Source organism: Brevibacillus reuszeri (genome assembly GCF_002897295.1).
GTDB lineage: Bacteria > Bacillota > Bacilli > Brevibacillales > Brevibacillaceae > Brevibacillus > Brevibacillus reuszeri_A.
In genome coordinates this window covers 1-5771 of record NZ_BEXF01000059.1, presented here as the reverse complement: position 1 = coordinate 5771, position 5771 = coordinate 1, and the positions used below count along the sequence as shown (strand labels likewise).

Here is a 5771-nt window from a genome sequence, read left to right as displayed (position 1 = left end):
ATTGCCAAATCCTGTTATATGGAAACTAGAATCTGAGAAATTAGACAATGAAAAACTGGAAAGGTACATAGAGAGAATTTTGTCAGACCATGTAAAAAAGTAGTTGATATTTCCATGTTTTTTTTTTACAATTCTATCAGAACGTGTTTTCTGCTAAGAATACTTGTTCGTATTTTGAAGGGGGTAATTAAATTGATTATTGTTACAGGCACAGTTACAGGACGTAAAGCCGGTACCCCAAAAGAGGACGGCACTTGCTTTGATACTTTGAGAATTGAGAGTCAAGGCAAAGATTACTATGTTGGTTATGATCGCAAGTTGTTGCCGAATGTGGCCAAAGATCAAGAAATAACACTTGCTTGCAATGTTACAGCTAGAAACAACTACATTAATCTTTTTGCAAACGGTCATATCTCTGATGACTTGATTCTCGATCTTTCTAAATACTCAGCTGGTAGTGCGGGTAAATTTGATGACTTTTAAGAAGCCGTTAACCGCACATGAATGGCATAGGATTTCCATGTGGTACATGGAAGCCGAACAGCAGGGAATGGTCTTTGCTGGAGATCGTGAGATTTTGGACAAGCTGGGAGACTTGGCAGAGGATGATGAAGAATGTTCGACGGAGTCCTCGGAAGCGTAATGGCTGCCATTCACTCAATGGACTGGAAAGGGTGGTTAATCATCCTTGCAGTTCCATTGTTGAAAGTATATAGATGGGTGCGCAAGCGTTGGAGGGGGAGAGGCAGATGAATGAAGGTGCAATGACTTCTGATCAGGGTGATCAGATCATCTCCATTCTCCAGCAGATGCAAGCTGATAGTTTAGCCAGGCATCAAGAAATGATAGCGCACATTAAGATGATCGAAGAAATCCAGTTGTATCTGGTTGGCGGTCTGTTCGTGCTTTTAGGTGGGCTGATCTTGTTGGGTTTCTTTGTTGGATGGAGGGCGTTTAAGTGATTGCCCAGTTTGTTCTTGATCGTTTTTTTGATGGTGTCCTGTGGCTCGGCTGGTCTACTGTGTTCGGTTTCGGGTGTGCAGGTGCTATAAATTTATTTAAGAGTTTTGGAGGGGTATCATAATGCGTAATGTTTTGAAAAACGTATGGCAATCTGGCAAGAAAGCAGTTGTTTCTTCTTCTCTGGCGGTTGGTCTTGTAGTAGGTTCCGCAATCTCTGCTTTTGCGGCTGATCCGACTATCGATACAACACAGGTGACTACAACATTCAGTTCCATGACAACAACAGTTATGACCGTGATCGGTGCGGTTGCGGCAACTGCGGTAACTGTAATGGGTATCATCTTGGCGTGGAAATATGGCAAGAAACTTTTCAACATGCTTGCAAAATAGGTTAACTCAGTTAACCGGCAAGGGATGGGCAGAGTCCCATCCCTTTTTTGATTAGGAGGGATATGGTGGAAAAGCTGGTCTTTGGTTCGTTGGTGCTAATGGTGTTGGGCTTGGGATTTGCGAATTATGTTTCGGAAGGTTTGAAGGAACCAGCTGAACAACTGGGGGCACGGACAAACCAGTTAATAGGGCAGGTCATATATGATGCGAAAGTTATTAAGTAAGGCACTCGTAATTTTAATGTGCGTTTCTTTCCTCTCTACGATGTATGTAGAACGCGCTTTTGCGTTCGCTCCCGTTATTGCGGTAGTTGGTGCGGAGGGCTTGGCGATCTTGGAAGGTATCGCGATCAGATCGGGTATACAGTTTGCTTCCAAAGAAGCGGCAAAAACTGTGTTAAAAGGGTTTGTTCAGCGTCAGGGCGTGTCAATGGTAACTAAATTGGATGGTATCGCTAAGACTGCTGTAAAGTCCATTGATAGCAAATGGGTTCGTTACTCGATTGCTGGAGCATTAGGTTTGGAGATCGGGAACGATTTGGCCAACTACATTGATGAGCTGAACGCGACTGTTGACACGATGCCAGATGGTACAGTTCCTGTTAATGTCCCTGTAAGTTATGGTGATGCTTATTGGGGTTCTACTTCCGGTAATGGCTGGTATATCGAGTTGTACGGACTCAGGACGATAGATGGGAAATATGTGGCGGATGGTGTGACGGTCAATTATTACAACGCTGCACAATCTGCTTGGATGAGTAAGAGTTCTACTGCTGTAAAAGGTATTGCAGGCACATATGAGGTTCAAGTGGGTACGTATAGTGCAGGGATTCAGCACTTTATCGTTCGGTACCTGTATTACATGACCATGTCTTACAAAACATTGGATATGGGAGTTCCCCTCACGGCTCCGATCGGCACGGTTGCAACTGGTGATACCGTTTTGGTAAATGAATATTACCCTAAAGGGAAAGTGACTACAAAAAATCCTCCGGTTGTTTTGCCGTTCCCGACTACTGGGGATATGCCCATGGTCATTCCATCCGATTACGTCATAAGTGACCCGACCGTTTTAGATAAAGACATAGATGTTCCTGTTGACCCGACTGTTCCCCCAGGAACGACTAATCCACCTTGGGAGCTTCCGAAAACGGCAACTATTAATATGGAACCGTTGAAGTTGGCTGGTGATCAGCTGACACGTAAATTCCCTTTCAGTATTCCTTGGGATATAAAACGGCAGCTGTCTGTTTTCAATGTGGAACCGCAGACCCCAATCATTAAGATTGACAAGAGTATTCCTGTTTTTGGTTCTGAAGTGAAATTGAAATTTGATATTAATTTTTCGATGTTTGACCCAATAGCGGTAGTGGTCAGGTGGTTCCTGATACTGGCGTTCGATATAGCAATTGTGCTTTCTATTCGTAGGCTTCTGCCGGAGTAGGGGAGGGGTCTTGGTGTCCTCGATTGGTCAGTTTTTTATAGACTTACTAAACTTGATAATTGCAGGGCTAGGAGCTGTTTTACAGGGTTTGATCATGCTGTTTCCAGATACACCCTTTGAGGCTCCTAGTTCTCCACCTTCCTCGGTGAAGCTAGGGTATATTACTTGGTTGATAGATTTTCCGACTATGCTGGGTCATTTATCCTTGGTTCTCACTGCGGTAATTACGTATTATGCCATTCGCGTTATTGCGCGTTGGATAAAGATGGTGAGGAGCTGATGTATTTTGATTTGGCAATATGTCGGCACGATCGGCAGTGGTAAGAGTTATCACGCTTTGGAAAAGATCGTGGAGTACTTGGGGAAAGGGAAGCATGTAATTGCCAATTTTCCGCTTAGTTTCCCTCCGTACATGGTGCGGAAAGGGTATGCAGATCGTTTCTTGTTTTTGCCTGACCATTTGCTGGAGGATGAGCGGGCAATTTCCTTCTTGCTGAAAACTTCAAAGGATATGGGATTCAATGAAGGGGAGGGGAATTGCCTTGTCGTGATCGATGAGGCTGGAAACTATTTTCCCCCAGATAAATCAACTTCCCCGTTGCAAAAGTACTGGAATAAATTTTTTACCCAGTCACGCAAGTTGGGGTATGACTTTATTTTGGTCATGCAGGATGACAAGCAGATTAACAGGACAATTAGAGCTTGTTGTGAGTATGAGATAAAGCACAGGAAAGCGAACAATATTTTCCCGTTCTCGATGTTACCGTTCACGATCTTTATGTATGTTACTTACTGGAAGCAGACAAGAGAACGTTTGAGCAGTGAATCATCCTTGTTCGTGAAGAAATTTTCCTCGTTGTATGATACACACAAACTTTTTGGATCTCTGGAAGATTCATTAGAATTTGACCAGGCGTTTGCTGTGGATCTGCATTGGGGGAATTGTCGTCCGGATCTGTCCGGTGCGAAGGAGGAAACGGCGTGAGGGGAGGGAAGCCCGTAGGGAGGGCGCCCCTCGCGCTGTGTTCCTTCGAACCGCATAAGAAGAAGAATAGGCGTTTAGATGTGTACTTGTCACCTGCTTTGAGTGACCGTTTTTCGATTGTCGCGGAAAAATATGGGGTAAGTATCCAGAGGGTTTTGACCGTAGCAGCTGCATTAGTGGATGATCGGGATTTGATAGATTTTTTTGAGTCTATGGCAGATGTCAAAGATTAGGGTGGAGATTTTTTCCGGGTGTTGTTCCCGGTAAAAATACTACCCCTTTGACAGCGGGTTATCTGATGGATGTAGAAGAAGGTCACCCTTTTGATTCCCCAGCAACCCGTTGCTGGGGTTGCCCCCCGGCGAGGGAATAGCGGTCCAGCGTGCTACGCTGGGCAGGGTTTGGGGGTGCGCCCCCAAGGTTATAGCATATGAGGGCTGAAAATGGTAGATAAAGTATAATGATGACGTTTTTGGTAGAAAAAAAAACACCCTCATGGTAAGCTAGTAATTGACTAGATCACTAAACGTACCGTAGAGGAGTGTCTTTTTCTATGTCTAATTTTAACAGTTCTTTCGATGATTTTAAAGAGGAAGATTTTGACGATTGGGAGGTTCATGTACACGGGGCCCATAGTAACACCCCCGTAGGTTGTACATCGACTCCAAATTTGCCCGTAAAGAGCAGAAAAATTAAAGTCCTTTTTGACTGGTTCGGTTTTACCTTCAGTTACGATTTTTGGACTGTTCAAAAGGTTCAAGAATTCCTAAATCAATTCATCGGTATTCCTCTCGATGGGTGGGCAGAGGGTCGTAAAAACTATGAGGGTTACGGCGAATCTATTGAATTTGAACACATCATCATCTATTACAACGGTACAGAAGAGCAGGGAATACATATCGACATAACTGGTCAGGGTTGCCGTTTTTCAGAAGTGATGTTTACACGCCTGGGCGTGGATAAATACAACTGGTACAACGTAATCGAGGGGGTTGTTTCTGGTGGCGGTAAGTTCTCTCGTATAGATGTGGCGATTGATGACCATGATGGTATGTTCGTTATGCGTGATGTGTTTTTTAAATTGCTAGAAGGGGAGATTACTACCAAGTTTCATAGCTGGAGACCCGGTGGGGATTTTGATTTCAACAAGAGCAATAAGGGTCTGACTCTTTATTTTGGTAGCAAGCAAAGTGATTTCACTGTTTGTATGTATGAAAAAAATAAACAGTTGGCATTGAAAGATGTTGTTTGGAATCGTATAGAGTTACGGTACAAGCGGAAAAGAGCAGTTGATTTCAGTAATTTGTTGCTCTCGATGGGTGGAGATCACTATAAAGATTTGGGAGTTATAGCAGCTGGTGTGTTGAAAGAGTACATAAAATTTAGAGAGCCTTCGAACGATAGTAACAAAAGACGCTGGAAAGTTTCTCCTTGGTGGGAAGAGTTTTTAGAAGGAGTCGAGCCTTTGAGGGTTGCCAGTGCTCTCCCTGATCGGACAGTTTACTCAATTCATGAATGGCTATCTAAGTCGGTTTCCAAATCTATTGCTATGCTTCTTTTCGCTTATCGCGGGATAGATGATAAGTGGATGGATAAATTGATCAAAGAGGGGCTATCTAAAGTTTCTGCAAAAGATAGAATCATTGTAGAAGAGTTTAGGAGACTCTATGAATTTTCATTGCCCCAAGCAGATATTAAAGATGTAGATATTTCCGATTAAATTACTGACCTTTCTGCTGTATGAGCAGAGGGGTCTTTTTTGTTATGCTAAAGGAAAAAATTTCTAATGAAGAGGTGGTGTGGGATGATGTCACCACGTCCAAGGAAGCCAGAGGAAGAAAAATCGTCAAACCTAATCATAAGATTGCCAAATCCTGTTATATGGAAACTAGAATCTGAGAAATTAGACAATGAAAAACTGGAAAGGTACATAGAGAGAATTTTGTCAGACCATGTAAAAAAGTAGTTGATATTTCCATGTTTTTTTTTT

At 43.1% G+C, this 5771-nt stretch carries 9 protein-coding genes; all 9 read left to right on the top strand.

The annotated features are described in order from the left end of the window. The first annotated feature begins 192 nt into the window (after positions 1 to 192). The 9 genes from C3B52_RS34955 to C3B52_RS34920 all read left to right on the top strand — a co-directional run bounded on the left by C3B52_RS34955 (position 193) and on the right by C3B52_RS34920 (position 5501). On the top strand, positions 193 to 483 hold the full coding sequence (locus C3B52_RS34955; RefSeq protein WP_103110943.1) for a hypothetical protein: 291 nt from the start codon (positions 193 to 195) through the stop codon (positions 481 to 483). A gap of 37 nt (positions 484 to 520) precedes the next feature. Beyond that, a complete protein-coding gene (locus C3B52_RS37995) occupies positions 521 to 643 on the top strand; it encodes a hypothetical protein (RefSeq protein ID WP_268811930.1) in 123 nt (40 codons plus the stop codon). A 106-nt stretch (positions 644 to 749) separates the two neighbouring features. Beyond that, complete coding sequence (locus C3B52_RS34950) at positions 750 to 962, top strand: hypothetical protein (protein ID WP_103110942.1); 213 nt, start codon at positions 750 to 752, stop codon at positions 960 to 962. 121 nt (positions 963 to 1083) lie between these two features. After that, complete coding sequence (locus C3B52_RS34945; protein WP_103110941.1) at positions 1084 to 1353, top strand: major capsid protein; 270 nt, start codon at positions 1084 to 1086, stop codon at positions 1351 to 1353. 65 nt (positions 1354 to 1418) lie between these two features. Then, positions 1419 to 1577 carry a hypothetical protein gene (locus C3B52_RS37085; protein WP_164685076.1) on the top strand — a complete coding sequence of 53 codons (159 nt, stop codon included), beginning with the start codon at positions 1419 to 1421 and terminating at the stop codon, positions 1575 to 1577. Next, a complete protein-coding gene (locus C3B52_RS34940; RefSeq protein ID WP_103110940.1) occupies positions 1558 to 2796 on the top strand; it encodes a hypothetical protein in 1239 nt (412 codons plus the stop codon). The genes C3B52_RS37085 and C3B52_RS34940 overlap by 20 nt, the downstream gene beginning before the upstream one ends. Before the next feature lie 286 nt (positions 2797 to 3082). Next, entirely contained in the window at positions 3083 to 3781 is a 699-nt protein-coding gene (locus C3B52_RS34930) for a zonular occludens toxin domain-containing protein (RefSeq protein ID WP_164685075.1), read from the top strand. An 86-nt stretch (positions 3782 to 3867) separates the two neighbouring features. Beyond that, positions 3868 to 4014 (top strand): hypothetical protein, encoded by a 147-nt coding sequence (locus C3B52_RS37695; protein ID WP_235615968.1) that lies wholly within the window; start codon positions 3868 to 3870, stop codon positions 4012 to 4014. A gap of 320 nt (positions 4015 to 4334) precedes the next feature. Next, positions 4335 to 5501, top strand: coding sequence for a replication initiation factor domain-containing protein (locus tag C3B52_RS34920; protein ID WP_103110936.1), 1167 nt, complete (start codon positions 4335 to 4337; stop codon positions 5499 to 5501). Positions 5502 to 5771: the final 270 nt, after the last annotated feature.

What these genes read in the sequence shown, in the direction of transcription:
- C3B52_RS37995 (WP_268811930.1), top strand. Translation starts at nt 521, where the DNA reads ATGTGGTACATGGAAGCCGAACAGCAGGGAATGGTCTTTGCTGGAGAT.
- C3B52_RS34950 (WP_103110942.1), top strand. Translation starts at nt 750, where the DNA reads ATGAATGAAGGTGCAATGACTTCTGATCAGGGTGATCAGATCATCTCC.
- C3B52_RS34945 (WP_103110941.1), top strand. Translation starts at nt 1,084, where the DNA reads ATGCGTAATGTTTTGAAAAACGTATGGCAATCTGGCAAGAAAGCAGTT.
- C3B52_RS34940 (WP_103110940.1), top strand. Translation starts at nt 1,558, where the DNA reads ATGCGAAAGTTATTAAGTAAGGCACTCGTAATTTTAATGTGCGTTTCT.
- C3B52_RS34920 (WP_103110936.1), top strand. Translation starts at nt 4,335, where the DNA reads ATGTCTAATTTTAACAGTTCTTTCGATGATTTTAAAGAGGAAGATTTT.